The organism is Streptomyces sp. NPDC093109 (genome assembly GCF_040701725.1).
GTDB lineage: Bacteria > Actinomycetota > Actinomycetes > Streptomycetales > Streptomycetaceae > Streptomyces.
On sequence record NZ_JBFBEZ010000013.1, the window covers coordinates 132,273 to 158,147 of the forward strand.

The 25,875-nt window shown below is 71.2% G+C and carries 21 protein-coding genes and 1 pseudogene; 3 read left to right on the forward strand and 19 right to left on the reverse strand.

Features of this window, described 5'->3' with window-relative positions:
- Positions 1 to 76: 76 nt before the first annotated feature.
- The 9 genes and pseudogenes from lepB (AB0389_RS15335) to AB0389_RS15375 form a co-directional block, all read right to left on the reverse strand.
- Positions 77 to 1,090: a signal peptidase I gene (lepB, locus tag AB0389_RS15335; protein WP_366395917.1), complete on the reverse strand. Its 1,014-nt coding sequence runs from the start codon at positions 1,088 to 1,090 to the stop codon at positions 77 to 79.
- Positions 975 to 2,094, reverse strand: a pseudogene (gene lepB, locus AB0389_RS15340) (signal peptidase I). Before lepB (AB0389_RS15340) ends, lepB (AB0389_RS15335) begins: the two are co-directional and overlap by 116 nt.
- Positions 2,087 to 2,848 carry a signal peptidase I gene (gene lepB, locus AB0389_RS15345; protein ID WP_366395871.1) on the reverse strand — a complete coding sequence of 254 codons (762 nt, stop codon included), beginning with the start codon at positions 2,846 to 2,848 and terminating at the stop codon, positions 2,087 to 2,089. The pseudogene lepB (AB0389_RS15340) and the gene lepB (AB0389_RS15345) overlap by 8 nt, the downstream one beginning before the upstream one ends.
- Before the next feature lie 42 nt (positions 2,849 to 2,890).
- Positions 2,891 to 3,241 carry a 50S ribosomal protein L19 gene (gene rplS, locus AB0389_RS15350; protein WP_366395872.1) on the reverse strand — a complete coding sequence of 117 codons (351 nt, stop codon included), beginning with the start codon at positions 3,239 to 3,241 and terminating at the stop codon, positions 2,891 to 2,893.
- A gap of 129 nt (positions 3,242 to 3,370) precedes the next feature.
- Positions 3,371 to 4,192, reverse strand: a complete 822-nt coding sequence (gene trmD / locus AB0389_RS15355; RefSeq protein WP_366395873.1) for a tRNA (guanosine(37)-N1)-methyltransferase TrmD — start codon at positions 4,190 to 4,192, stop codon at positions 3,371 to 3,373.
- Complete coding sequence (gene rimM, locus AB0389_RS15360) at positions 4,189 to 4,761, reverse strand: ribosome maturation factor RimM (protein WP_366395874.1); 573 nt, start codon at positions 4,759 to 4,761, stop codon at positions 4,189 to 4,191. Before rimM ends, trmD begins: the two co-directional genes overlap by 4 nt.
- A gap of 91 nt (positions 4,762 to 4,852) precedes the next feature.
- The gene (locus tag AB0389_RS15365; protein ID WP_030351741.1) at positions 4,853 to 5,092 is read right to left on the reverse strand and encodes an RNA-binding protein; all 240 of its coding nucleotides are present in this window, start codon (positions 5,090 to 5,092) and stop codon (positions 4,853 to 4,855) included.
- A 2-nt stretch (positions 5,093 to 5,094) separates the two neighbouring features.
- Positions 5,095 to 5,532: a 30S ribosomal protein S16 gene (gene rpsP, locus AB0389_RS15370; protein WP_366395875.1), complete on the reverse strand. Its 438-nt coding sequence runs from the start codon at positions 5,530 to 5,532 to the stop codon at positions 5,095 to 5,097.
- Positions 5,533 to 5,731: 199 nt separating this feature from the next.
- The gene (locus AB0389_RS15375; RefSeq protein WP_366395876.1) at positions 5,732 to 6,325 is read right to left on the reverse strand and encodes a hypothetical protein; all 594 of its coding nucleotides are present in this window, start codon (positions 6,323 to 6,325) and stop codon (positions 5,732 to 5,734) included.
- A 661-nt stretch (positions 6,326 to 6,986) separates the two neighbouring features.
- Between AB0389_RS15375 and AB0389_RS15380 the strand changes: the two genes are divergently transcribed.
- The gene (locus AB0389_RS15380) at positions 6,987 to 7,820 is read left to right on the forward strand and encodes a methyltransferase domain-containing protein (RefSeq protein ID WP_366395877.1); all 834 of its coding nucleotides are present in this window, start codon (positions 6,987 to 6,989) and stop codon (positions 7,818 to 7,820) included.
- A gap of 139 nt (positions 7,821 to 7,959) precedes the next feature.
- On the opposite strand, the gene ffh is transcribed toward AB0389_RS15380, so the two are convergent.
- The 5 genes from ffh to AB0389_RS15405 form a co-directional block, all read right to left on the reverse strand.
- Positions 7,960 to 9,489, reverse strand: a complete 1,530-nt coding sequence (gene ffh / locus AB0389_RS15385) for a signal recognition particle protein (protein ID WP_366395878.1) — start codon at positions 9,487 to 9,489, stop codon at positions 7,960 to 7,962.
- A 181-nt stretch (positions 9,490 to 9,670) separates the two neighbouring features.
- A complete protein-coding gene (locus tag AB0389_RS15390; RefSeq protein WP_366395879.1) occupies positions 9,671 to 12,127 on the reverse strand; it encodes a [protein-PII] uridylyltransferase in 2,457 nt (818 codons plus the stop codon).
- A 16-nt stretch (positions 12,128 to 12,143) separates the two neighbouring features.
- A complete protein-coding gene (locus tag AB0389_RS15395; protein ID WP_030351756.1) occupies positions 12,144 to 12,482 on the reverse strand; it encodes a P-II family nitrogen regulator in 339 nt (112 codons plus the stop codon).
- Positions 12,479 to 13,762, reverse strand: a complete 1,284-nt coding sequence (locus AB0389_RS15400; protein WP_366395880.1) for an ammonium transporter — start codon at positions 13,760 to 13,762, stop codon at positions 12,479 to 12,481. The genes AB0389_RS15395 and AB0389_RS15400 overlap by 4 nt, the downstream gene beginning before the upstream one ends.
- Positions 13,763 to 14,077: 315 nt before the next feature.
- Positions 14,078 to 15,487, reverse strand: a complete 1,410-nt coding sequence (locus AB0389_RS15405; RefSeq protein WP_366395918.1) for a hypothetical protein — start codon at positions 15,485 to 15,487, stop codon at positions 14,078 to 14,080.
- 522 nt (positions 15,488 to 16,009) lie between these two features.
- Here AB0389_RS15405 and AB0389_RS15410 point away from each other — a divergent pair.
- A complete protein-coding gene (locus AB0389_RS15410; RefSeq protein ID WP_366395881.1) occupies positions 16,010 to 16,672 on the forward strand; it encodes a bifunctional DNA primase/polymerase in 663 nt (220 codons plus the stop codon).
- Positions 16,673 to 16,857: 185 nt separating this feature from the next.
- Here the strand turns inward: AB0389_RS15410 and ftsY are convergent, their stop codons facing one another.
- The 5 genes from ftsY to AB0389_RS15435 all read right to left on the reverse strand — a co-directional run bounded on the left by ftsY (position 16,858) and on the right by AB0389_RS15435 (position 24,742).
- Entirely contained in the window at positions 16,858 to 18,063 is a 1,206-nt protein-coding gene (gene ftsY / locus AB0389_RS15415; RefSeq protein ID WP_366395882.1) for a signal recognition particle-docking protein FtsY, read from the reverse strand.
- Between the two features lie 36 nt (positions 18,064 to 18,099).
- Positions 18,100 to 19,518 carry a sugar porter family MFS transporter gene (locus AB0389_RS15420; RefSeq protein WP_366395883.1) on the reverse strand — a complete coding sequence of 473 codons (1,419 nt, stop codon included), beginning with the start codon at positions 19,516 to 19,518 and terminating at the stop codon, positions 18,100 to 18,102.
- A 274-nt stretch (positions 19,519 to 19,792) separates the two neighbouring features.
- Positions 19,793 to 23,629, reverse strand: coding sequence for an AAA family ATPase (locus AB0389_RS15425; protein WP_366395884.1), 3,837 nt, complete (start codon positions 23,627 to 23,629; stop codon positions 19,793 to 19,795).
- Positions 23,630 to 23,828: 199 nt separating this feature from the next.
- On the reverse strand, positions 23,829 to 24,047 hold the full coding sequence (locus AB0389_RS15430; protein ID WP_030351764.1) for a hypothetical protein: 219 nt from the start codon (positions 24,045 to 24,047) through the stop codon (positions 23,829 to 23,831).
- Between the two features lie 401 nt (positions 24,048 to 24,448).
- A complete protein-coding gene (locus tag AB0389_RS15435; RefSeq protein WP_366395885.1) occupies positions 24,449 to 24,742 on the reverse strand; it encodes an acylphosphatase in 294 nt (97 codons plus the stop codon).
- Between the two features lie 92 nt (positions 24,743 to 24,834).
- Here AB0389_RS15435 and AB0389_RS15440 point away from each other — a divergent pair, with 92 nt between their 5' ends.
- Positions 24,835 to 25,866: a CAP domain-containing protein gene (locus tag AB0389_RS15440; RefSeq protein ID WP_366395886.1), complete on the forward strand. Its 1,032-nt coding sequence runs from the start codon at positions 24,835 to 24,837 to the stop codon at positions 25,864 to 25,866.
- Positions 25,867 to 25,875 lie beyond the last annotated feature (9 nt).

Here is a 25,875-nt window from a genome sequence, read left to right on the forward strand (position 1 = left end):
TCCCCCGTTCCGGAGAACGATCACTCCGTACGACGGAGTGCGCGGCCCTCGGAGATAGACGATCCGGGACGGCACCCTACCCGTCGGTACGTCCGCGGGTCAGCCTCCGCCTGCGCCAGAGCACGAGCGGGACCGCTCCGGCCAGGCCGAGCGCTCCGGGTACCGCGGCCGGCGCGACCGCCGCCGCCGCGCTCAGGCCCGACTGGTCGAAGGTACCGGGCACGGGCAGCGTCGACCAGCGGTTGACCGGCCAGGCCACCACGAACGCGCGGCCGACGACCTTGCTGTTGGGAACGGTGCCGTTCCCGTCCAGCTCCTGGTGGTAGCGCGAGTCCAGCGAGTTCTGCCGGTGGTCGCCCATCACCCAGATCCGGCCCTCGGGCACCTTGAGGGGGCCGAAGGGCTTGTCGTCACAGGGGGTGTTGCCCGGATAGATGTAATCCGTCTCGTTGAGCGCGTGTCCATTGACCTGGACCTTGCCGCCCTTCTTGCACTCCACCGTGTCCCCGCCGACCGCGATGACCCGCTTGATCAGGTCCTTCTCCTCGGACGACGGCATCAGACCGATCCAGCTCAGGACCTTCTGCACCGCGTTCGGGTCCACCGCGGGGGTGTCCCCGAGCCAGTTGTCCGGGTCGTGGAAGACCACGACCTCGCCGCGCTCCGGCTCGGATCCGAACCAGGGGGTGAGCTTGTCCACCAGCACCCGGTCGCCCCGCTGGAGGGTGTCCTGCATCGAGTCCGACGGGATCGAGAACGCCTGGACCAGGAAGGTCTTGATCACCAGCGCGAGCGCAAGCGCGATCAGGATGAGCAGCGGCAGCTCCTTCCAGAAGGAGCGCGGCTTCCGTGCCGCGTCGGCAGTGCCGTCATCGGCCCTGCCGTCCTGGTCACCGCCGATGTTCCCACCGCCGCCGGTCCCGCCACCGGTCCCGGTCCCGCCGCCCGTCCCGCCTCCGGTGCCGGAACCGGGCTCACCGCCGATACTCCTGATGCGCATCGTCTCGTCCGTCACGGCTTCGGGCGACTCGGCGAGCTGCTCGCGTCCCTCCTCGGGATCGTCGTGTCCGGATCGTGCGCCGACCGCCACATCCCCCACATCCACTCCTTACTCCGTGCGAATACTCCGTGAGATCGCCTGTCCCGGAGACGGGACAGGCCCACCACTCCCATAACGAGCGGGAGTTCCGCAGGGCTCGGGAGCCGCAGCAATCCGTTCAGATCTCGCGGGGACACACTATTCGACAGCCCCAGTGCCGGTGTCGGCGCAGCGGGCCCGGCGGGGGCGGTGGGCACGTCGGGAACGGAGGAGTACGTGTCGCGCTGCTCCAGACCGCTCCAGTGCCCGAAGGGCCAGGCGATGTAGACCGCGCGCCCGACCACCTCGTCCTGGGAGACCGTACCGCTGAATCCCTCCTGGAGATGGAAGCGCGAATCGGCCGAATTGGACCGGTGGTCACCCATGACGAAGTACCGGCCGGCGGGGACCTTCACCTCGAACGGGATCGTGGAGGGCGCGTTGCCCGGGTAGAGATAGGGCTCGGTGAGGGGCATTCCGTTGACGGTGACTTTGCCGGCGGCGTCACAACATTTGACGGTGTCGCCGCCGACGCCGACCACGCGCTTGATCAGGTCCTGCTCGTCCGCGGACGGCAGCAGCCCGATCAGGGTCAGCCCTTCCTTGAACTTCTTGATCACGGCGGGCGAGGTGTCCGGCGGGGGCTGCTCGTCGTCGAGCCAGCCGCCGGGATCCTTGAAGACCATCACATCGCCGCGCTGCGGCTTCGAGCCGAACCACGGCGTCAGCTTGTCCACCAGGACCCGGTCGCTGACCTGGATCGTCGCTTCCATGGAGCCCGACGGGATGACGAACGCCTGCACCAGGAACGTCTTGAGGACGACGGCGATCAGCAGCGCCACCGTGATGAGGATCGGGATCTCCTTCATCGCGTTGCGCTGCCGGCGCGTCTTGACCCGGCGGGCGAGCTTGCGCCGCTCGGCCCGGCCCGGCAGTGCCCGGCCCGTGGTGGGCCGGCTGCCGGTGGGCAGCCGGGTGTCGGACCCGTGGGCCGCGGTACGTCCACGTTTACCCATGCGAGCCTCCCGGCCCCGGCACGTCCCGGAAGGCGTCCGTACGGCTCAGGCCGCTCCAGTGGCCCAGCGGCCAGCCGATCCGGTCCACTCTGCCGATCACTCTGCCGACGGGGACCATGCCGCCGCCGGGCTCGCCGAGGTGGTCGCGGGAGTCCCGCGAGTTGGCGCGGTGATCGCCCATCACCCACAGGGTTCCCTCGGGCACCACGATGTCGAAGGGGACCTCAGAGGGCGCGTCCCCCGGGTACAGATACCGCTCCTCGACCGCTCTGCCGTTCACTTCGACCCTGCCCCCCTTGTCGCAGCAGACCACCCGATCGCCTCCCACACCGACCACGCGCTTGACGAAGTCGGTCTCGGCGGGCTCCGCGAGACCGAGGGCCGCGGCTGCCCCGTGCAGCAGGGTGGTGACGGGGTTCTCCTCCGGGGGCTCCTGGACGAAGGATCCGGTCCCGTCGAACACGACCACATCACCGCGCTCCGGCTCGGTACCGAAACGGTACGCCAACTTGTTGACGAGCACCCGGTCCCCCACCTGGAGAGTCGGCTCCATCGAGCCACTGGGAATCAGGAAGGGCTGGAGCACGAAGGTACTGAAGAGCAGTACGAAAACGGCGCAGGCAATACTCAGCAGTCCGACGCACCGCCAGGAAAGCCTTCCGGGGCCGAAACGCGCGAAACGCGACCGCTCTCCGTCCACCTCGGGGGTGTCGGAAGAACGGTCGCGCTCGGTCGCTTGCGTTTCGGTGTCCATCGGGGCCAGATCTTATCCGGCCGCCTTGTGGACCCGGCGCGACTACCTGTCGCGCTTCTCCTTGATCTTCGCGGCCTTGCCGCGCAGCTCACGGAGGTAGTACAGCTTGGCGCGGCGGACGTCACCGCGGCTCACCAGCTCGATCTTCTCGAAGATCGGGCTGTGGACCGGGAAGGTGCGCTCGACACCGACGGAGAAGGAGACCTTGCGGACCGTGAAGGTCTCGCTGACGCCAGAGCCCTGACGGCGGATGACCACGCCCTTGAACTGCTGGATACGGGAGCGGTTGCCCTCGATGACACGCACGTGGACGTTCACGGTGTCACCGGGACGGAAGGCGGGCAGGTCGCTGCGGAGCGACGCGGCGTCGACCGTGCTGAGCAGGTTGGACATGTGGGTCTGCTTCCTCGCTGATGCCACAGGTCATCAGCGGATGATCGGGAGAGAGTATGAGTGCCGTTCGCGCCGGGCGGGCGTCGTTCCCCCTGTGGCAGGGGCGCACGCCGGACGCACAGCAGCGGCCTATTCTTCCACGGTGTCGGGCCTGCGCCAAAATCGGCCACCGGGCTCGGGCGCCCAGCCCAGGATGGAGAGCGTCTCGCGGTCCTTCTTGTCGAAGCCTGCGGAGTCGCACCGTTCGATCAGATCGGGCCGGTTGAGCGCCGTACGCCGGAACGCCTCGTCCCGCCGCCACCGCGCGATCCGACCGTGGTGGCCGCTGAGCAGCACGTCCGGGATCCCCCGGCCGCGCCACTCGGGCGGCTTGGTGTAGACGGGCCCCTCCAGCAGGTCGGCCATGGCGCCGGGGGCGAAGGAGTCGTCGCGGTGCGACTCGGCGTTGCCGAGGACCCCGGGCAGCAGCCGGGCCACGGCCTCGGTGATCACCAGTACGGCCGCCTCGCCGCCGGCGAGCACGTAGTCGCCGATGGAGACCTCGACGACGGGGAGCCGGGTCGCGTACTCGTCGACGACCCGGCGGTCGATGCCCTCGTACCGGGCGGGCGCGAAGACCAGCCAGGGGCGCTCGGAGAGCTCGACGGCGAGTTCCTGGGTGAACGGCCGGCCGCTGGGGGTGGGGACCACCATGACCGGGCCGTGGGCGTCCGCCTCGTACCCGTCCGCCAGGATCTCGTCCAGCGCCTCGCCCCAGGGCCCGGTCTTCATGACCATGCCGGGTCCGCCGCCGTACGGGGTGTCGTCCACCGTGTTGTGCCGGTCGTACGTCCACTCCCGCAGGTCGTGCACGTGGACGTCGAGCCGCCCGCGGGCGCGCGCCTTGCCGACGAGCGAGACGTTCAGCGGCTCCAGATACTCCGGGAAGATCGTGACGACATCGAGCCTCATCGGTCGCCGTCCCCGGCGTCCGTCGTGGCGTCCTCCTCGCGGGTGGAGGCGATCTCCGCCCGGTCGTCGATCAGCCCCGGCGGCGGGTCGATGACGGCCCGCTGCTCGGTGAGGTCGATCTCGGTGACGATCTCCTCGACGAACGGGATCATCACCTCGCTGCCGTCCGGGCGCTCCACGATGAACAGGTCCTGCGAGGGCAGATGGGTGATCTCGGTGATCCGGCCGATCTCCGTACCGTCGGCCAGGACCACGTCCAGGTCCATCAGCTGATGGTCGTAGTACTCCTCCGGGTCCTCGGGGAGCTCCTCCGGGTCGACCTCGGCGATCAGCAGGATATTGCGCAGCGCCTCGGCGCCGGTACGGTCCCGTACCCCCGCGAAGCGCAGCAGCAGCCTGCCGCTGTGCACCCGGCCGGTCTCGATCGTCAGCGGTCCGGCCGAGGCCGGTTCCGTGCCGAGTACGGCGCCGGGCCCGAGCCGCAGTTCGGGCTCGTCCGTGCGCACCTCGACGGTGACCTCACCCTTGATGCCATGAGCGCGGCCGATCCGCGCGACTACCAACTGCACTACAGCACCTCTTCGCGGCGGTCATTAACCAAAACAGCACGAGCCGGGGAAGGCGGTGGCCCTCCCCGGCCCGTGCCGGTGTTCTGCGGTGTCAGCGGACCTGGTCCACGTCGATGAGGTCGACGCGGATGCCGCGGCCGCCGATGGCGCCCACAACGGTCCGCAGAGCACGTGCGGTGCGGCCGTTACGGCCGATCACCTTGCCGAGGTCGTCGGGGTGGACCCGGACCTCCAGCACCCGGCCGCGCCGCAGGTTGCGCGAGGCGACCTGCACTTCGTCCGGATTGTCGACGATGCCCTTCACGAGGTGCTCAAGAGCCTCCTCGAGCATGCTCAGGCCTCGGTCGACTCGGCGGCCGCCGAGGACTCGGCCTCGTCCGCCTTCTTGTCGGCCTTCTTGGCCTTCGGGGTGATGGCCTCACCCTTGGGCTCGTCGCCGTCCTTCGTGAGCGCCTCGAAGAGCGCCCGCTTGTCGGCCTTCGGCTCCGGCTGCAGCAGCGGCGCGGGGGCCGGCAGGCCCTTGTGCGCCTGCCAGTCACCGGTGAGCTTCAGGATCGCGAGAACCGGCTCGGTCGGCTGGGCGCCGACGGAGAGCCAGTAACGCGCGCGGTCCGAGTCGACCTCGATACGCGAGGGGTTCTGCACCGGGTGGTACAGACCGATCTCCTCGATGGCCCGGCCGTCACGGCGGGTACGGGAGTCGGCGACGATGATGCGGTAGTGAGGCGAACGGATCTTGCCCAGACGCTTCAGCTTGATCTTGACTGCCACTGGAGTGGTGTCTCCTGGTCTTGACGTGGTTGGGCGTAGCAGGAGCCGCGTGGGGTTGCGGTACCCGATCTGCCCGATGGACGCGTCAGCCGGAGGAGAGAGGGGTCCTGTGCGACTGTCGAGTACGGCTGGCCATTCTGCCACACCCCGGACCGGGACCTGACCGGCCCGGGGTACGGCAGGATCCGCGAGACCGGGATCAGCTCGCGGCGGCGACCGCTTCCGGGATGCGGAAGGGCTTGCCGCAGCCACCGCAGACGATCGGCGCCTGGGCCAGGACGGACGGGACGACCCGTACGTTCCGGCCGCAGTCGCAGACCGCCTTGACCCGGACACCACCCCCGGAGGAGCCGTGCCGGGCGGCCGGACCCCGGAAGCTGCGCTTGGTGTCGGCGGCCGTCGCGACCGTGTGCGCCTTGAGGGCGCGCTGGAGTCGCTCGATGGTCGGGCGGTAACGGCGCTTGGCCTCGGGGCTGAGCGCGACCAGCGAGAAACCGCTGCTGGCATGCGGTTCATCGGGATGGTCGAGGCCCATCTCCTCGGCGATCGCCAGGAATCGGCGGTTGTGGTAGCGGCCCGCGCGCGAGGTGTCCCGGACACCTCTGGCCGCGGCGATGCCGTGGACCGCTTCGTGAAGCAGTCGTTCGAAGGAGAGCTCGGCGCCGCAGGCGGACGACGACTCTCCGATCAGGGACTCTGGCGCGGCAAGATCCGGCAGCTCGGGGTGGGACCGCTGAATATCGGCCCACGCCTGCGCCAGCTCTGCGGCGAGAACAGGTGGTGTCGTGCTCACGTCGTGAACAACGAGCCGGAACCCTCCCGGGTTCCATTACGGGGCATCCCAAATAATTTGCACGTACCCGTCAGTTGCCCTTGATGCGTCCTGACGAGGGCGGGTGCGTCGATCTGCGGAGAAAGCCTCGCAGCCCCTCGCAAGCCGGTACGTAGCGCCGGGTACGCAGCCACGCGTAGACGATCTACGTCTACGGGCTCCCTCGCGCCGTTCGCGCCGGTCACCGGGCGCGCGGCGGCGCCGCCGGCGGGCGCGGCCTCGACGGTGACAGTACCGGGGGCACAATCCAATTCCCGCACCGCCCCGGCCGTCGGCGCGCGTTTCCGGACGGGCTCGCCACGCCTCGATCCACACCCGTATGGCCCAATCCGCCCCCACCCGCGCAGCACCGCCGCCCGGCGCGGGCGCCCCACCTCGGCTCTTCCCGTACACCGGGGTCACCGGCAGCTTTCCGAGATGGCCGGAACCGCTCGCCGAGCACCACACGCGCCCCCGCGGCCCGCCGCCCAACCACCGCCCGGCACACCCGAGGTGGCCCGTCACCCACTGGACGCGGGCCCGGATGGGGAGTTCCCTGGCATTCGGGGGATGTGAGCGCGCGATACACGGGGGGCTGTCCAGCAGGACACCACGGACCTCTCGGCGGATTGGGGCGCTATCCATGACACGTACGCTCGTCCAGCGCGACGACGGCCATGTCACGCGCGCGCGTGACTGGGCGGAGATCCAGGAACGGATGCTGGTACCGCTCTACGAAGCGGTGTACGAACGCCTGGAGGTCCGCGCCGGGACCCGGGTGCTCGGCCTCGGCTGCGGCTCGGGGCTCGCCCTGGTGCTCGCCGCCACCCGGGGCGCGCGGGTGACCGGCGTCGACTCCGACACGGAACGGCTCGCACTGGCCCGCGAGCGGCTGGGCGCGGACCAGGAGCACGGGCCGGGCACCCTGCTGCCCGCCGACCGGATCGCCGACGCCGCCAAGGCCGACGCCGCCGCGGAGCCCGGCCGGTCCCCGTACGACCTGATCACGGCCTTCCAGCCGATCGGCTCCGCGGCCCGGGACGCGACGGCGCTGGCGCCGGCCCTCCGCACGGCCATCCCGCTGGCCGGCCGCGGTACCCCGGTGGTCCTGGCCGGCTGGGGCCCACCCGAACGCTGTGCCACGGACGCGGTGCTGCGGGTCGCGGGCCGCCTCACCGACCGCCTCCGCAAGGACGGCTGGCACCCGGCACACCGCGACGACCTGGAGGACGTCGCGGCCCGCGCCGGCCTCGAACCCGACGGCTCGGGCCGGGTGGCCTGCCCCTTCGGCTACGCGGACCAGGACAGCGCGGTCCGGGGGCTGCTGTCGACGGGCGTCTTCGACGGAGCGATCGGGGCGACTGACCGGCGGCAGGTGGAGAAGGAAATCGGCGAGGCGCTCCATCCGCACCTGCGGCGCGACGGAACGGTATGGATGCCGAACGTCTTCCGCTACCTGATCGCGCGGACCCCGTAGGGGTCGGTGTCTTGTCTGGCTTGGGCGGGGCCCGGTGGGCGTGGGCGGGTGGCGGCCCCTACGGGGGCACGCGCCGGCCGATCGGCCCCCGGCACGGGGCCGCACCGGCCGCACCCCACACCCGCCCGGACCACGACAACTAGTTCATGAACTTCTTGAACTCGTCCGGGAGTTCGAACGCCTGGTCCTGCTCCCCCGCCGGCAGCCCCGCCCGGCGCTCCGCCGCCGCGGCCTCGTCCGCCTTGCGCTTCATCGGATTGCCCGAGCGCTGCTTGCCCTTCGCCTGCTTGACCTTCTTCTTCGCCCGGCCCGGGCCGCCGCCCATGCCCGGGATACCCGGCATGCCGGGCATCCCGCCGCCCTGGGCCATCTTGGACATCATCTTGCGGGCCTCGAAGAAGCGCTCGACGAGGTTCTTGACGGCGCTGACCTCGACGCCCGAACCGCGCGCGATGCGGGCGCGGCGGGAGCCGTTGATGATGACCGGGTCGTGGCGCTCGGCCGGGGTCATGGACTTGATGATCGCGGCGGTGCGGTCCACGTCACGTTCGTCGATGTTGTTGATCTGGTCCTTGATCTGCCCCATGCCGGGCAGCATGCCGAGCAGCTTGGAGATGGAGCCCATCTTCCTGACCTGCTCCATCTGCGCCAGGAAGTCGTCGAGCGTGAAGTCCTTGCCGCCCTTGCTGCCCGCCAGCTTGGAGGCCATCTTCTCGGCCTCGGCCTGGCTGAAGGTCCGCTCGGCCTGCTCGATGAGGGTGAGGAGGTCACCCATGTCGAGGATGCGGGACGCCATGCGGTCCGGGTGGAACGCGTCGAACTCGTCGAGCTTCTCGCCGTTGGAGGCGAACATGATCTGCTTGCCGGTGACGTGCGCGATGGAGAGGGCCGCGCCGCCGCGGGCGTCGCCGTCGAGCTTGGAGAGGACGACGCCGTCGAAGCCGACGCCGTCACGGAAGGCCTCGGCGGTGTTGACCGCGTCCTGGCCGATCATCGCGTCGACGACGAAGAGGATCTCGTCGGGGCTGACGGCGTCGCGGATGTCCGCGGCCTGCTTCATCAGCTCCTCGTCGATGCCGAGCCGGCCGGCGGTGTCGACGATGACGATGTCGTGCTGCTTGGTCTTCGCGTACTCGATGGAGTCCTTGGCGACCTTGACGGGGTCGCCGACGCCGTTGCCCGGCTCGGGGGCGTACACGGCGACGCCCGCGCGGTCGGCGACGACGGAGAGCTGGGTGACGGCGTTGGGGCGCTGGAGGTCACAGGCGACGAGCAGCGGGGTGTGGCCCTGGCCCTTGAGCCAGAGGCCGAGCTTTCCGGCGAGGGTGGTCTTACCGGCGCCCTGGAGGCCGGCGAGCATGATCACGGTCGGCGGCTGCTTGGCGAAGCGCAGGACCCGCGTCTCGCCGCCGAGGATGCCGACGAGCTCCTCGTTGACGATCTTGACGACCTGCTGGGCGGGGTTCAGCGCCTGGGAGACCTCGGCGCCGGCCGCGCGCTCCTTGACCTTCGCGATGAAGGCGCGCACGACGGGCAGTGCCACGTCGGCTTCGAGCAGGGCGATACGGATCTCACGGGCCGTGGCGTCGATGTCCTCCGGGCTGAGGCGCCCTTTGCCCCGGAGGCTCTTGAACGTGGCTGCGAGGCGGTCGGAGAGAGTGTCGAACACGGCGGTCGCGGATCCTCAGGTCGGGGGCGGGTGGTGGGGACCGTTGTATGGAACGGACGGACCGTCCCCCAGGGTATCCGGCCGCGCGCGGTGGGGTCTGCCCCTGTGGACGGGTGAGGTGCGACGAGGGCGTACGACCGGAACGGGCTGCTGCCGTCCCGGTCGTCACGCGTCGTCCGCGTCAGCCGCGCAGCGCGCTCTCGACCGCGCGCGCCAGTTCGGCGGCGTCCGTCGCCGGGAGGGGGCGGCCGCGGTCCGTCGTCACGTAGAAGGCGTCGACCGCGTTGGCTCCCAGGGTGGAGACGTGCGCGCTGCGTACCCGTACCGCCGCCGTCTCCAGCGCGTGGCCGATGCGGTGCAGCAGGCCCGGTGCGTCCTGGGCGCGGACCTCGATGACGGTCGCGTGCTGGGAGGCGGTGGGCAGGGCGGTGACGCGTGGCGGCGGGGCCTGGACGCCCCGGCGGCGCGGGTAGGCGGCCTCGCGCTCGGCCAGCCTGCCGCGGATGTCGAGGGAGCCGTCCAGGGCCCGTACGAGATCGGCGCGGAGCCGGGCGGCCTGCGGCAGGGAGCCGTACGCGGCGGCGACGCGCCAGCTCAGCAGGAGCACCTCGGAGGTGCCGAGTTCGGTGGGGAGTTCGATGGCGCGCAGATCGGCCGCCCGTACGGTGAGCCGGTGCAGCGCGAGGACTCCCGCGGCGGCGGGCAGCACGCCGGGCCGGTCGGGCAGGGCGATGTGGAGTTCGACGCCGACGGGTTCGGGCACGCCCGCGGGGTCGCCGTCCTGCGGGGGCTCGGTCTGCGCGTGCAGCGCGAGTACGGGGCCGCCGGTGCGCAGCGCCTCGACGGCGAGGCGTTCCTGTTCGGCGCTGGGCGCGGTGGGTTCCGGCTCCGCGGGGTCGTCGCCGGCGAGGACGGCGGCCACGCGCGCGACGAGGTCGTTGACCAGTGAGGCGCGCCAGGACGACCAGGCGGCCGGTCCGGTGGCGAGGGCGTCGGCCTCGGTGAGGGCGTGCAGGAGCTCCAGGGTGGTGAGGGAGCCGACGCGGGAGGCGACGGAGCCGACGGTGGCGGGGTCGTCCAGGTCGCGGCGGGTCGCGGTGTCGACGAGCAGCAGGTGGTGGCGGACGACGGTGGCGACGACGGCCGTGTCGTCGCGGTCGAAACCGATCCTGGCGGCGACGTCGCGGGCGATGACCTCGCCGGCCACCGAGTGGTCGCCGGGCCAGCCCTTGCCGATGTCGTGGAGCAGGGCGCAGACGAGGAGGAGGTCGGGGCGGCCGACGCGGCGGGTCAGCGAGGACGCCTGGACGGCGGTCTCGACGAGGTGGCGGTCGACGGTCCAGGTGTGGACGGGGTTGCGCTGGGGGCGGCAGCGGACCCGTTCCCAGTCGGGCAGCAGCCGGGTGATCAGCCCTTCGGCTTCGAGCGCCTCCCAGACGGGGACGGTGGACTCGCCGGCGCCGAGCAGGGTGACGAGTTCCTCGCGGGCCTCGGCGGGCCACGGTACGGGCAGCGGTTTGGCGGCGAGGGCGAGCCTGCGTACGGCGTGCAGGGAGATCGGCAGCCCGGCCTGGGCGGCTGCCGCGGCGGCGCGCAGCGGGAGCACGGAGTCGCGTTCGGGGCGGGCGGTACGGGCGAGGACGACCTCGCCGTCGTGTTCGACGACGCCTTCGGCGAGCGGGGTGCGGTCGGGCATCGGTTTGCTGCCGAGCATGGCGCGCAGCCGGGGGCGTGCGGACCGGGAGCGCAGCACCCGGTTCACCTCGCGCCAGGTGACGTCGGAGGCGTACGACACGGTGCGGGCGGCCTCGTAGACCTGGCGGAGCAGGGCGTCGGCGTCGAGGAGGCCGAGTTCGGCGGCGACGGGGTCCTGCTCCTGGAGGGCGAGCCGGTCGGTGGCGCGGCCGGTGGTCAGGTGCAGGGCGTCCCGGGCGTCGAGGAGCGCGCGGCGGGCGTCGGTGAGGCCTTCGCGGGGGGCGTCGGCGAGCCAGGAGGCGGCGACGGCGCGCAGCGCGGTGGCGTCGCGCAGGCCGCCTCTGGCCTCCTTGAGGTCGGGTTCCAGCAGGAACTGGAGCTCGCCCTGGCGTTCCGCGCGCTCGCGGCAGAGTTCGTCGAGGGCGGGGAGGCGTTTGAGCGCGGTGTTGCGCCAGTCGGCGAGGATCGCGGTGCGTACGCCGGTGACCAGGCCGAGGTCGCCGGCGACATGCCGGGCGTCGAGCAGTCCGAGCTGTGCCTTGAGGTCCTCGGCGGCGGTTTTGCGCGCCTCGGCGGGGGTCCTGACGGAGTGGTCGAGGGCGAGTCCGAGGTCCCAGACGGGGTACCAGACGCGGTCGGCCAGGGCGGCGATGGCGCCGGGGGTGGATTTTCCGTCGTGCAGGAGCAGCAGGTCGAGGTCGCTGCGCGGGGAGAGTTCGCCGCGTCCGTAGCCGCCCACGGCGACCAGGGCGGCGCCGCGGACGCCTGCCTCCCGGGCGGCGGTGGTGAACAGCGCGTTCAGCCAGTCGTCGGTGAGGCGGGCCAGCGCGGCACGGCGCGGCGGCCCGGACTGCGCCTTCTCCTGGAGGAGGCGCAGCCGGGCCGCCGCGTAGCCGCTGGGTCCCGAGTCTGTCTCTTCGGTGGTCTCTTCGAGGCTCGTCACCCAGTCGTTCCCGTCTCTAAAGTGCGTCCGGGCCGCGTTCGCCGGTCCGTACCCGGACCGCCGTGTCGACCGGCACGCTCCATACCTTCCCGTCACCGATCTTGCCGGTGCGGGCGGCCTTGACCACCACATCGATGAGCTGTTCGGCGTCGCCGTCCTCGACCAGTACCTCGATACGGATCTTCGGTACGAGGTCGACGGTGTACTCCGCACCCCGGTAGACCTCGGTGTGGCCGCGCTGCCGGCCGTATCCGCTGGCCTCCGTGACCGTGAGCCCCTGGACACCGAAGGCCTGGAGCGCCTCCTTGATCTCGTCCAGTCGGTGTGGCTTCACGACTGCGGTGATGAGCTTCATGCGTCCACCTTCTTGTTCGTCGCCGTGGCGAGGGTCTCGGTCGAGGCGGCGACGCTACTACGGCCCGACGGGGAGCCCCCCACCGCGCTGTAGTCGTAGGCGGATTCCGCGTGGTATGCCATGTCGACACCGCTGGTCTCGTCGTCCTCAGAGGCGCGGAAGCCGATGGTGGCGTCGACGATCTTGGCGAGGATCCAGGAGACGACGAACGAGTACGCCATCACCGAGAAGGCGCCGACCGCCTGCTTGCCGAACTGCTCGAGACCGCCCAGGCCGTCCGTGGCCAGCAGGCCGACGAGCAGGGTGCCGATGACACCGCCGACGAGGTGGACGCCGACGACGTCCAGGGAGTCGTCGTAGCCGAGCTTGTACTTGAGGCTGACGGCCCAGGAGCAGACAGCGCCGGCGACGATTCCGATGAGGATGGCGCCGAAGGGGCTGACGTTGGCGCCGGACGGGGTGATGGCGACGAGGCCCGCGACGGCGCCGGAGGCGGCACCGAGCGTGGTGAACGCGCCGTGCCGGATCCGCTCGTAGGCGAGCCAGCCGACCATCGCGGCGGCGGTGGCGATCTGTGTGTTGAAGGCCATGAGCGCGGCGGTGCCGTCGGCGGCCAGCTCGGAGCCGGCGTTGAAGCCGAACCAGCCGAACCACAGGAGCGCCATGCCGAGGATGACGAGCGGCAGGCTGTGCGGCCGCATCGGGTCCTTCTTGAATCCGATGCGCTTGCCGACGACCAGGACCGCGGCGAGTGCTCCGACACCGGCGTTGATGTGGACCGCGGTACCACCCGCGAAGTCGATCACGCCGAGGGAGTGCAGCCAGCCGTCGGAGCTCCAGACCCAGTGCGCGACCGGGAAGTAGACGATGGAGACCCACAGGGTGATGAACAGCGCCCAGGCGCTGAACTTCACGCGGTCGGCGAGTGCGCCGCTCATCAGCGCGGGGGTGAGGATGGCGAACATCATCTGGAACAGGGCGAAGGCGAAGACGGGGATGCCTTCCTTGCCTCCGGTCAGGGTGTCGACCCCGATGCCCTTGAAGCCGATGTGGTCCAGGTTGCCCAGGAGCCCGCCGCCGATGTCGTCACCGAAGGTCAGTGAGTACCCGTAGAGGACCCACACCACGCTGACGATGGCGAGCGAGATCAGGGACATCATGAGCATGTTGAGGGCGCTCTTCACCCGCACCATGCCGCCGTAGAAGAATGCCAGGCCGGGCGTCATCAGCATGACGAGCGCGGCACTGATCAGTACGAATGCGGTATCTGCGCCATTCAAGGCCAGCGTCTCCTCGTGGGTGGGAACGGCCCGTGCGGATGCTCACGTTTGAGGGCCGACTAATGCTGAGGAGATTCGCGCAGCGCCGTTTCGGTCAGTGCAGCTCGACGTTTCGCACGGGTGACGAAGGTGTCCCGTGTGTTACGACCCGGTGAACCGGCAGATCTCGCCACAGGGCCGTGAACGCCCTTTCCGGACGTCGTAAACCGGCCGCGGCGGTCACCCTGCTGTCCTGGCGGCGGGGGAGCCGTGTCGGGCTGTACGGGGTGAGCGCCGCGGCCGGAGCCTGGGCGGTGCGGACGGTATGTCCGCAGTTCAGACGGCCTCCGCGGACTCGGGGAGGCGGGCGGCGAGCCGCTCGGTGAGATCGACGACATCGGCGACGTCCCCGAAGTCCCTGGCGGCGGTGGAGAGGGTCTTGCGGAGCCGGGTGTTGACCCGCTCCGAGCGGACCTTGCCGGCCACCCGCATGGCTTGCTCCGCAAGGTCCGCGGACTGCTCGGGCTCCCGGTTGAGGAGGTGGACGGTGGCCATGCCGATGAGGTTCAGCGCATACGACCGCTGGTGGTCGTCGTCCTTGGCGAACAGCTCCACGGCGCGCCGCATGACCGGCTCGGCGAGGGAGGCGTAGGTGGGGCTGCGGCCGGCGAAATAGGCCAGATCCCGGTACGAGTGGGCGTTCTCGCCGTTCAGCTCGGCTTCGGAGAAGAAGCGGATCCAGTCGGGCTCCGGCTCACTGTCCAGGCCGATGTCGGAGAAGGTGTCCTCGGCCATCCGGACGGCGCGCTTGGTCCTGCTCGGCTGGCCCATATTGGCGTATGCCCGGGCCTCCATCGCATACAGCATCGCCTGGGTCCTGGGGGTGGCGCGGTCGCGGCTTCCGTACTGGGCGAGATGGATCAGTTCCAGCGCGTCGTCGGGCCGGCCCAGGTGGATCATCTGCCGGCTCATGGACGACAGGATGTACGAGCCGAGCGGTTTGTCCCCGGCTTCCTTGGCGGCGTGCAGGGCCAGGACGAAGTACTTCTGGGCGGTGGGCTGGAGGCCGACGTCGTAGCTCATCCAGCCCGCCAGCTCGGCGAGCTCGGCGGCGCACCGGAAGAGCCGCCGGGAGGTGGCCTCCGGGTGCGACTCCTGGAGCAGGTCGGTCAGCTCGTGGAGCTGCCCGACGACGGCCTTGCGCCGCAGTCCGCCGCCGCACTGGGCGTCCCAGAGCCGGAAGCACGCGGTGGTCGACTCCAGCAGGTCGAGTTCGGGCCCGGAGAGCTGCGGTACGCGGGACGGGGCGGCCGGCCCGGGATCGGTACGGCCCTGATCGCCGGCCGGGGTGGGCACCAGCCAGCGCTGCATGGGCTCCACGAGCCCTGGCCCGGCGGCGAGCACTAAGGAGGTGCCGAGGAAGCCGCGGCGCGCCAGCATCAGATCGCTGCGGGAGAACTCGCTGATCAGGGCGACCGTCTGCGGTCCCGTCCAGGGCAGATCGACGCCGGACACCGAGGGCGACTGGTGCGCGGAGCGCAGTCCGAGGTCCTCGACGGCGATGACGGCGCCGAAGCGCTCGGAGAACAGCTCGGAGAGGATGCGGGGGATCGGCTCGCGGGGCTGTTCGCCGTCGAGCCAGCGGCGTACCCGGGAGGTGTCGGTGCTGATGTGGTGCGCGCCCATCTGGCGTGCCCTGCGGTTGACCTGCCGTGCCAGCTCGCCCTTGGACCAGCCGCTGCGCATGAACCACGAGCCGAGTTGTCCGTTCGGACGTTTGCCCGTGGTCGTACCGTCCGCGCCGCCGCCGTCCACTGGAACGCCCCCATCCGCCGAAACCTGTGAAGCCCTTGTCGCGTCACGGCTCTCGCCGTGCGGACCGGTATCAGAATGCCGTGAGTGATGGCTCTGTGTCCGGAGGATGCACCCCTTCGAACAGGAAACCGAGTTGCCTTTGGCATACCCACAGGACCGTTATCCCCCGAGCCCGTGTACCGAAAGTAATCCTACGATCACCCCTTCGGCGAGGGTGCTCACAGAATCGCCACCATTCGCCACCCCTTCGAATGAACTCGTGCACGTCAGAGCGCGATTGACTTGACACGTCACGGTCAGGGAACGGCCAAAACGTCGCACGCCGGGGCGCGTAATTCACTTCGCACACCCCTGAATGCTTCTTTGCGCCGCCCCGATCACCCCGGAGGCGACGCAGAGTAACAGGCAGACTGCGACACGTAACCACCGGCGAGTTCACCCGTTGGAGGGGGCATGGGTTTCACGATCGGCGGTATCCGGGAGATCCGGGAGATGCGGTCCGGCTCGCGCCGCCGCGGGCGCGCCGCGGAGTGCATCGAGGTGGCGGAGTACACGGGGCTCTGGGGCTGGGACGTCGTCCCCGGCGCCCGGGCACCGGACGGGCGGTGCTCCTGCGGCGACCCGGCCTGCCCCGAGCCCGGCGCGCATCCGCAGGGCCGGGGCGAGATCCCGGCGGGCTCGACGCTCGCCGAGATCACCAGGGCGTGGTCCGCGGTGCCCGGCGCGTCCGTCCTGCTCCCGGTGGGCCGGGGCTTCGACGTCATCGATGTCGCCGAACCGGCCGGCAGCCGCGCGCTGGTGCGGCTGGAGCGGATGGGGCTCCCCGTGGGGCCGGTGACGGTGACCCCGGCCGGGCGGGCGCAGTTCTTCGTCGCGCCGGGCGCCGCCGCGGAACTCCCGGCGCTGCTCTACCGGATGGGCTGGGACGACGCCGGCCTCGATCTGCACGCGCTGGGGCCCGGCGCCCATGTCGCGGCGCCGCCGACCCGGCCGGCCGGCCTCGGCCCGGTGCGCTGGCTCCGGCCGCCGTCCCTGGACACGGCGGCGGCCCCGCCGCAGGCCCGGCTGCTGCTCGGCACCCTGGCGTACCTCTGCCACCGCTTCGCCCCGGGGTGACACCGGGACGTGTACGGGGCGGGGCGTGCGCGGGCGGCCTTCGGAACGGACCGGGCACGTCGGGATCGGCGGGCACGGCGGAATCGGCGGAATCGGCGGGATCGGGATACGGGTGCGGGGTTACGGGCCGCCTCCGCCCGTAACCCCGCACCGTGGTCCGTCCCCGACGTCAGCACGTCGTGACGTCAGTCGCCGATCAGCGCGTCCACAAACGCCTCGGGCTCGAACGGAGCCAGATCGTCCGGCCCCTCCCCCAGCCCCACCAGCTTCACCGGCACGCCCAGCTCCCGCTGGACCGCGATCACGATGCCGCCCTTGGCCGTACCGTCCAGCTTGGTCAGCACGATGCCGGTGATGTCCACGACCTCCGCGAACACCCGCGCCTGCACCAGCCCGTTCTGCCCGGTGGTGGCGTCCAGCACGAGCAGCACCTCGTCCAGCGGGCCGTGCTTCTCCACGACCCGCTTGACCTTGCCCAGCTCGTCCATCAGACCGGTCTTGGTGTGCAGCCGGCCCGCCGTGTCGATGAGGACGACGTCCGCGCCCTCCGCGATGCCCTCCTTGACCGCGTCGAACGCCACGGACGCCGGGTCACCGCCCTCGGGACCGCGTACGGTACGGGCGCCGACCCGCTCGCCCCAGGTCTGGAGCTGGTCAGCGGCGGCGGCTCGGAAGGTGTCCGCCGCGCCGAGCACGACCGAGCGCCCGTCCGCGACCAGCACCCGCGCCAGCTTGCCGGTCGTCGTGGTCTTGCCGGTGCCGTTGACCCCGACGACCATCACGACGGCCGGGGTGTCCAGCCCGCTCTCGGTCTTGACCACGCGGTCCGACTCCGGGTCGAGCAGCAGGACGAGCTCCTCCCGCAGCAGCGTGCGCAGCTCCTGCGGGGTACGCGTGCCGAGCACCCTTACCCGCTCGCGCAGCCGCTCCACCAGCTCGTGGGTCGGCGCGACGCCGACGTCGGCGGCCAGCAGGGTGTCCTCGATCTCCTCCCACGTCTCGTCGTCCAGGTGCTCCCTGGAGAGCAGCGTGAGCAGCCCCTTGCCGAGGGCGTTCTGCGAACGGGCGAGCCGCGCGCGCAGCCGGACCAGCCGGCCGGCGGACGGTTCTGGGATCTCGATCGTGGGCGGTGCGCCCAGGACCGGTTCCTCGACGGCGACCGGCGCGCCGCCGGAGTCCGGTAGGCCGACCTCCTCGATCGTGCGGCGCGGTTCGTCGCGCGGGGTCTCCGCCTCGTCACCGACGTGCGGCTCGGCGGGCGGAGCGGTGATGGTCGGTGTGCTCGACGGCGCCGAGGGCGGCAGCTTCTTCTTGCGGCTGCCGACCACGAGCCCGCCGATGGCGCCGATGGCGACCAGGGCGATGACTACAACAAGGATGACGGTTTCCATAACCCACTCAGTATCAGCCACGGAACCGTCCCGCGGTTATCCCATCTCTTCCAGTGTCTTGCCCTTCGTCTCCTTTACGAACAGGACCACGAACGGGATGGAGAGGGTGGCGAAGCAGGCGTAGATCACGTACGTACCGGAGAGATTCCAGTCGGCCAGGCTCGGGAAACTCGCGGTGATGGCCCAGTTGGCGATCCACTGCGCCGAGGCGGCGACACCGAGCGCGGCGGCGCGGATCCGGTTGGGGAACATCTCGCCGAGGAAGACCCAGACGATGACGCCCCAGGACAGCGCGAAGAACAGCACGAACACATGGGCCGCGACGAGCGCGACGGTCCCCTCGGTGTTCGGCAGCTTGCCGTCCACGAGTTTCGCCGAGAACGCCCACGCTTCAAAGGCGAGCGCGACCGCCATTCCGATGGAACCGGTCAGCGCGAGCGGCTTACGGCCGACCCGGTCGACCAGGACCATCGCGATCACCGTGCCGATGATGTTCACGATCGACGTCGTGAACGAATAGAAGAACGAGCCGGACGGATCGATACCGACCGACTGCCAGAGCGTCGCCGAGTAGTAGAAGGCGACATTGATGCCGACGAGTTGCTGGAAGACGGAGAGGCCGATGCCGATCCAGACGATGGGCAGGAAGCCGAACCGGCTGCCCATCAGGTCCTTGAAGGTCGACTTGTGCTCGCGGTGCATCGCGTGCTCGATCTCGGCGACCCGGGCGTCCAGGTCGACGCCCTCGCTCTCGACCTCGGCGAGCACCTCCTTGGCGCGGTCCACCCGGCCCACCGAGATCAGGAAGCGCGGGGACTCGGGGATCGCGAAGGAGAGCAGGCCGTACAGCAGCGCCGGGACGACCATCACACCGAGCATCCACTGCCAGGCCTCAAGACCGGCGATCCTGCCGCGCTGGTCGCCGTCGGCGAGCTGGAGGATGCCGTAGTTCACCAGCTGGGAGATGGCGATACCGATCACGATCGCGGCCTGCTGGAAGGAGCCGAGCCGGCCGCGGTACGCCGCCGGGGAGACCTCGGCGATGTACGCCGGGCCGATCACCGACGCCATGCCGATCGCGAAGCCGCCGATGACGCGCCAGAACGCGAGGTCGTAGATGTCGAAGGGCAGCGCGGATCCGACGGCGCTGATGGTGAAGAGGCCGGCGGAGATCTGCATGCAGCGGATGCGGCCGATACGGTCGGCGATCCGGCCGGCCGTGGCGGCGCCGATCGCGCAGCCGATCAGGGCGATGGCGATGACCTGCGCGAGGGCGGCGGAGCCGATGTCGTACCGGTCGCGGATGGCCTCGACGGCGCCGTTGATGACCGAGCTGTCGTAGCCGAAGAGGAAGCCGCCCATCGCGGCTGCCGCCGTGATGAAGATGATGTGCCCGATGTGCTCGGGCTGAGCCGCTCGGCCGCTGGGCGGCGGAACCTGCGCTGTGCTGGTCACGTGTACTCCTGGAGCCGCCCGGCTGCGTTGCCGGGCGTGGGGTCGGCGAGCCCTTCCAGTGGGTCATAACTTGTCGTCAGGCACCACTTGAAGGCAAAAGCAACACGAACGAGCGTAATCCTTCAACCTATGAAGCATTACTCCAGGGGCTCCTCGGCAATGCTGCGGTAAAGGGGGTTTGGTCCCCTGGCACCCGTGAACTAAATGTTCAAAACATGAAGACAGCAGGTGAAGAGGGACGGATCACCGAGGGGCGGATCAGCAAGGGACGGCATCAGCGCAGACGCTGGCTGACGACCTTCGAGACCCCGTCGCCCTGCATGGACACCCCGTAGAGCGCGTCCGCGACCTCCATCGTGCGTTTCTGATGCGTGATCACGATCAGCTGGGAGCTCTCCCGCAGCTCGCGCATGAGCAGGATCAGCCGCTGGAGATTGGTGTCGTCGAGCGCCGCCTCGACCTCGTCCATCACATAGAACGGGCTGGGCCTCGCCTTGAAGATCGACACCAGCAGCGCCACGGCTGTCAGGGACCGTTCACCGCCGGAGAGCAGGGAGAGCCGCTTGACCTTCTTCCCCGGCGGCCTGGCCTCGACCTCCACCCCCGTGGTGAGCATGTCCGCCGGATCGGTCAGGATCAGCCGGCCCTCGCCGCCCGGGAAGAGCCGCGCGAAGACACGCTCGAACTGCGCGGCGGTGTCCCGGAACGCCGCGGTGAAGACCTGCTCGATCCGCTCGTCGACGTTTCTGATCACCTCCAGCAGATCGGTCCTGGTCTTCCTCAGATCGGCGAGCTGCTCGGAGAGGAACCGATGCCGCTCCTCCAGCGCCGCGAACTCCTCCAGCGCCAGCGGATTCACCTTCCCGAGCCGCTGATACGCCCGTTCGGCGGCGCGCAGCCGCTTCTCCTGCTCGGCCCGCACATACGGGACGGGCGTCCCGGCCGGGTGCGTATCCCCGTCAGCCGGATCCTCCTCCCCGTCCGACGGCTCCTCCCCCGCGTCCGGCCGCTGCTCGGCGCTGTCCGGCGACGACGGCGGTACGGGCTGGTCAGGCCCGTACTCGGCGATCAGCCCGGCGGGCTCCACGCCGAGTTCGTCCAGCGCCTTCGCCTCCAACTGCTCGATCCGCAACCGCTTCTCGGCGCCGAGCACCTCGCCCCGGTGGACGGAGTCGGTGAGCCGGTCCAGCTCGGCCTTCAGGTCACGGCCCCGGTTCCGCTCGGCGGCCAGCTCCTGTTCGCGGAGCGCCCCGGCCTCCTCGGCGGCGGCCCGGTCGGCCTCGGCGCGTACGACGGACGCCTCCACGTGCGCCAGCAGCTGCCGGGCGCCGGCCGCGACGGCGGCGGCCACCTCCGCCTCGTGGCGCAGCCGGGCCCGGCGCCGCTCCGCGCGGGCCCGCGCATCGCGCTCGGCGCGGGCCGCCCGGTCGAGGCCGTCGGCCCGGCCCGCGAGGCCTTTCACGCGCTCCTCGTGCGTACGGACCTGGAGCCGCGCCTCCATCTCGGTCTGCCGGGCGTTGGCGCCGTCGGCGGCGAGCCGGTCCCGCGCCGAGGTGTCGGGCTCACCGTCCCCGCCCCCGTCCCCGTACCCGGCGGGGGCGGACTCCTCGGCGACCAGCAGCCGTTCGGCCAGCTCCTCGGCCTCGGCGGTGGCGCGCTCCAGCGCTTCCTGCGCCCCGGCGACGGCGGCGGCCGTCCGTTCGGCCTCGCCCTCGGCTCCCCCGGCCTGCCCGGACAGCCGCCCGAGCCGCCCGGAGACGGCGGACTTCGCCCGGTCGGCGTCCCTGCGCCGCTCCGCCAGCTCCTCCACGAGCGCGGCACACTCGTCCCGCCGCCCGGCCGCCGCCCGCTGGTCCCCGGCGAGTCCGTCGCACCGTACGGCCAGCTCCGCCAGCGCGCCGGCCGCCTCGTCCACGGAGGCCCGTACCTCCAGCAGGCTCGGCGCCCCGGCGGAGCCCCCGTGCGCGAAGTGCGCGCCGAGCACGTCCCCGTCGCCGGTCACCGCGATCACGCCGGGCCGCGCGGCCACCAGTCGCTCGGCGTCCTCCAGCGTCGCGACGACCACCATGTCCCTGACCAGCCGCGCCACGGACTCCAGCAGCGCGGCGGGCCCGCGCACCAGATCGGCGACCCGGGGCCCGGCCGTCCCGGCGCACAGGACGGAGCGGGATCCGGCGTCCCGCGAGGCGACCGCCTGCCCGGGCAGACCCGCTGCCGCCGCCGCTGCCGGTGCCGGTGCCGGTGCCGGTGCCGCCGGATCGCCGGGCGGCGGTACGGAGCCGGCGCCCGGCGGCACGGCAGGTCCCGGCACGTCGGCACGCGTACGGTCGCGCGCCTGCTCGCCGGTCTCCCCCGCCTGGCCGGGAACGCCCGCCGGAGCGGGTGCCGCCTGGGCTCCGCCCACCAGCAGGGCCGCGCGGCCCGCGTCCTCGGCGCGCAGCAGGCGGAGCGCGTCGGCCGCCGCCGAGGGCGTGGTGACGGCGAGCGCGTCCGCGGCGGCGCCCAGCGCGGCGGCCACGGGGATCTCGTACCCGGGGGTGACGTCGAGGAGTTCGGCGGCCGGTCCGAGGAGGCCGGTGAGCCGGTCGTGCGCGGCGAGCAGGGCGCCCGTGCCGTCCTTGCGGCGCAGGCCGAGGGCGAGCGCGTCGTGGCGGGCGGCGAGGGCGGCGCGTTCGCGGTCGGCCGCGGTGGTGGCGTCGCGCGCGGCCGTCAGAGCGGCCTCCGCTTCAGCGAGGGCGCGCCGGGCCGCCGCGTACCGTTCGGCCAGCTCCTCGTCGTCGGCGTCCAGGCCCGCCACCTCGGCCCTGAGCTGCTCGTACTCGGCCCGCGCAGCCGCCGAGCGGGACGCCGCTCCGTCGCGGGCGGCGGCCAGCCTGCCGATCTCGGCCCGCGCGGCGGCGGCCCGGCCGCGGGCGGCGGTGACCTGTCCCGCGAGCCGGGCGAGCCCCTCGCGCCGGTCGGCGAGGGCGCGGGCGGCGTCCCTCAGCCGGCGCTCCTCGGCCGCGAGTCGGCGCTCCAGCTCGGTGCGGTGCGCGACGGTGTCGTCGCGGGCGTGCTCCGCCGCCTCCAGTGCGGCCGTCAGCTCCGCCTCCTGTTCGCGGATCCGGGCCGCCTCGCGCTCCAGGTCCTCGGGGTCCCTGCCCCGGGGCTCCTCCGGGGCCACGGCGGTCGCGCTGGTCACCCGGGCGTCGGCCAGCGAGATCGTGCCGCGTACCCGCTCGGCCAGCTGGGAGAGCTCGTACCAGGTCCCCCGGGCGCGCTGGAGCCGGGGCGCGAGCCGCCGTGCCTCGTCCTCCAGCTCCGTCTCCCGCGCAAGCGCCGCGCCGAGCCGGCGCGCGGCGTCCTCCTTGCGGCGCTTCAGCTCCGCCTCGTCCGCGATTTCCGTACGCAGCGCGTCACGCAGCGTCACCAGATCGTCCGCGAGGAGCCTCAGCCGCGCGTCCCGTAGATCCGCCTGAATGACGGCCGCGCGCCGGGCCACCGCGGCCTGCCGTCCGAGCGGTTTGAGCTGACGGCGGAGTTCGTCGGTGAGATCCTGCACGCGCGCGAGATTCGCCTTCATCGCCTCCAGCTTCCGCAGCGCCTTCTCTTTCCGCTTGCGGTGTTTCAGTACGCCCGCGGCCTCTTCGATGAGGCCGCGACGCCCCATGGAGTCGGCGTGCAGTACGGAGTCGAGCCGGCCCTGCCCGACGATCACATGCATCTCGCGTCCGATGCCGGAGTCGGAGAGCAGATCCTGGATATCGAGCAACCGGCAGGTATCGCCATTGAGCTGGTATTCACTGCCGCCGTTGCGGAACATGATCCGGGTAATGGTGACTTCGGCATAGTCGATCGGCAGGGCACCGTCGGAGTTGTCGATGGTGAGGGAGACCTCGGCCCGGCCCAGCGGTGGTCTGCCGGTCGTGCCGGCGAAGATCACGTCTTCCATTTTCCCGCCGCGCAGCGACTTCGCGCCCTGTTCTCCCATGACCCAGGAGAGCGCGTCCACGACATTCGACTTGCCGGACCCGTTCGGGCCCACCACGCAGGTGATACCCGGCTCGAAGCGCAGTGTCGTGGCGGAGGCGAAGGATTTGAACCCGCGCAGGGTCATGGCCTTGAGGTGCACGCCGCCGGACTCTACCCGGCGCTGATCGGCCTTCGGCGGTTTCACCGCGGAACGCGCAGGGCACATCAGACGTTAAGAAAGCAGCGTCACCGCCAACACCGTTTCGCACAGCGGGAGATGGAAAGAAAGAAGGGACGCCGAAGCGTCCCTTGCATATCTTGCGAGAGTGTCTCTCACCCGGCCCCGACAGGGGCTGACGTCAGGTGAGCGCGGGCTCCGCCTGGGGTACGTCAATGTCGATGCCGTTGAGCAGCGACTCTCCGGGGTGCTGTGCGACAGCCGCATTCAGCACGTCGTTCTCGGACTGGATCCGTACGAGTTCGGATTCGAGGTCCTGGACGCGCTGCTGAAGCCGTCGCATCTCGGCGAGGAGTCGCGGGTCGGAGCCGCCGACATAACCGAGAAGCGCCTTTGCCATGATGAATGGTCCTCCACAATGAGTGACCGACCGAATGCGGTGTGGGTCGTGAGGGAAATCGCACCCGCGGTGTCTGACAGCGCTTGTTCTGCGCTTGTTCTTCACGGTGGTTCTTACTGCCAAACAGCTGAGGTGCGCGGGGATTCCAGAGTCTCACCAAAAAGTTTGACGGTCAACACGATCACAGCCTGTACCGATGGGCGGCCGGGGGCGCGGGGCCGCCCCGGGGGCGGCGCCGGCTCTCTCGCGGGGGCCCGGGGGCGCGGAGATCGTCGTTGACCGGGCAGCCTGGCACAACCGGCCATTTCTGGCAACCACCAGGTCATCGCCGACCTGCGCATATGTCAGCGGCAATCATGGAGCTCCACGCCCCCGCGCCCCCTGGCCGGACGGTGGGCGGATCAGCGGATCGCGAAGCTCTCGTACCCGCCGCGCGGGGTGTCCCAGATCTCAGTGACTCCGGATACCCGCCCGGGTGTGTCGGCGGAGCGGAGCCACGCCAGCAGGCGGTGGCAATTCTCACGCGATCCCTCGGCAACCACCTGCACACGGCCGTCGTCGAGATTGAGGGCGAATCCGGTGAGCCCCCCGATCTCCAGCGCGTTGGCCCTGGTGAACCAACGGAAGCCGACTCCCTGCACCCGTCCGCGCACCCAGGCGGTAAGACGTACCTCTTCGTTTACCTCTTCATCCATGCCCGTAAGCCAATCAGCCAATTGCTCACCGACCCCGGCGCCCCCACCAGCCATGCCGTACAGTCCGGTCGCAATGAGCCTCACTCGTATGGGTGAGTCACGTTGTCGTCGAGAGCATGGGGAAGGCACAGCAGATGGGACGCCACGGACGCTCAGCAGCCCCCGGCGCGCCCGCCGTCTCCGACCCGGCCCCCACCAGGGGCTCGCACGGGGACGGCGCGACCGCGGCCGGACGCGGCGGCGGCGCACGCCGGAAGGGGCGGGTCTCCAAGCCCGTCAGGACCGGGCTGCTCGGAGCCTCGGCGGCTATGGCGGTCGGCGCGGTCGCGGTCGCCTCGGGCCTGCTGCCCGGCGGTGGCCAGTTCACCGTCAGCGGCGGCGGTGCCACGGGCGAGCAGATCCGCAGCGACATCGCGCCCGAGCTTCAGCAGCAGGGCGGTTCGTCCGCCACGCCGACGCCCGGCGCGACGGACTCGGCCGGCGCCGCCGCCGACCGTACGAAGAAGCCCGCGGCGTCGGCCGCTCCTTCCAAGAAGCCGAGCGCCACCCCTTCGAAGGAATCCGCGGAGGCCGACGCTCCGGTCAAGAAGCGGACGGCCCAGGGCACGCCGAGCTTCGGCGCGACGGCCGGCTCGGGCTCGGGCGCGGGCTCCGCCGCCGACCCGGGGTCCGGTACGGAGACCTCCGCCGCCACGGCTCCGGCGACCGAGACCGCCACCGATGACCGCGCCGGTATCGCGCCCGCGCCGGACTCCACCGTCGCGGCCGTCCTTACCCTGGTCAACCAGGAGCGGGCGAAGGTCGGCTGCGCAGCCCTCCGCGCCGACGCGAGTCTGGACGCGCTGGCGCAGGCGTTCAGCGAGGACATGGCGAAGCGCGGCTTCTTCGACCACACCGACCCGGACGGCAACACTCCCTGGGACCGGGCCGACAAGGCGGGTGTCAAGAGCCTCGCGGGCGAGAACATAGCCCGGGGGCAGGCCACCGCCCAGGCGGTGATGGACTCCTGGATGAACAGCGAGGGCCACCGCGCGAACATACTGAACTGCGACTACACGCGGCTCGGGGTCGGAGTGGCCACCGGTTCGGGCGGTCCGTGGTGGACCCAGAACTTCGGCTTCTGAGCCCCGGAC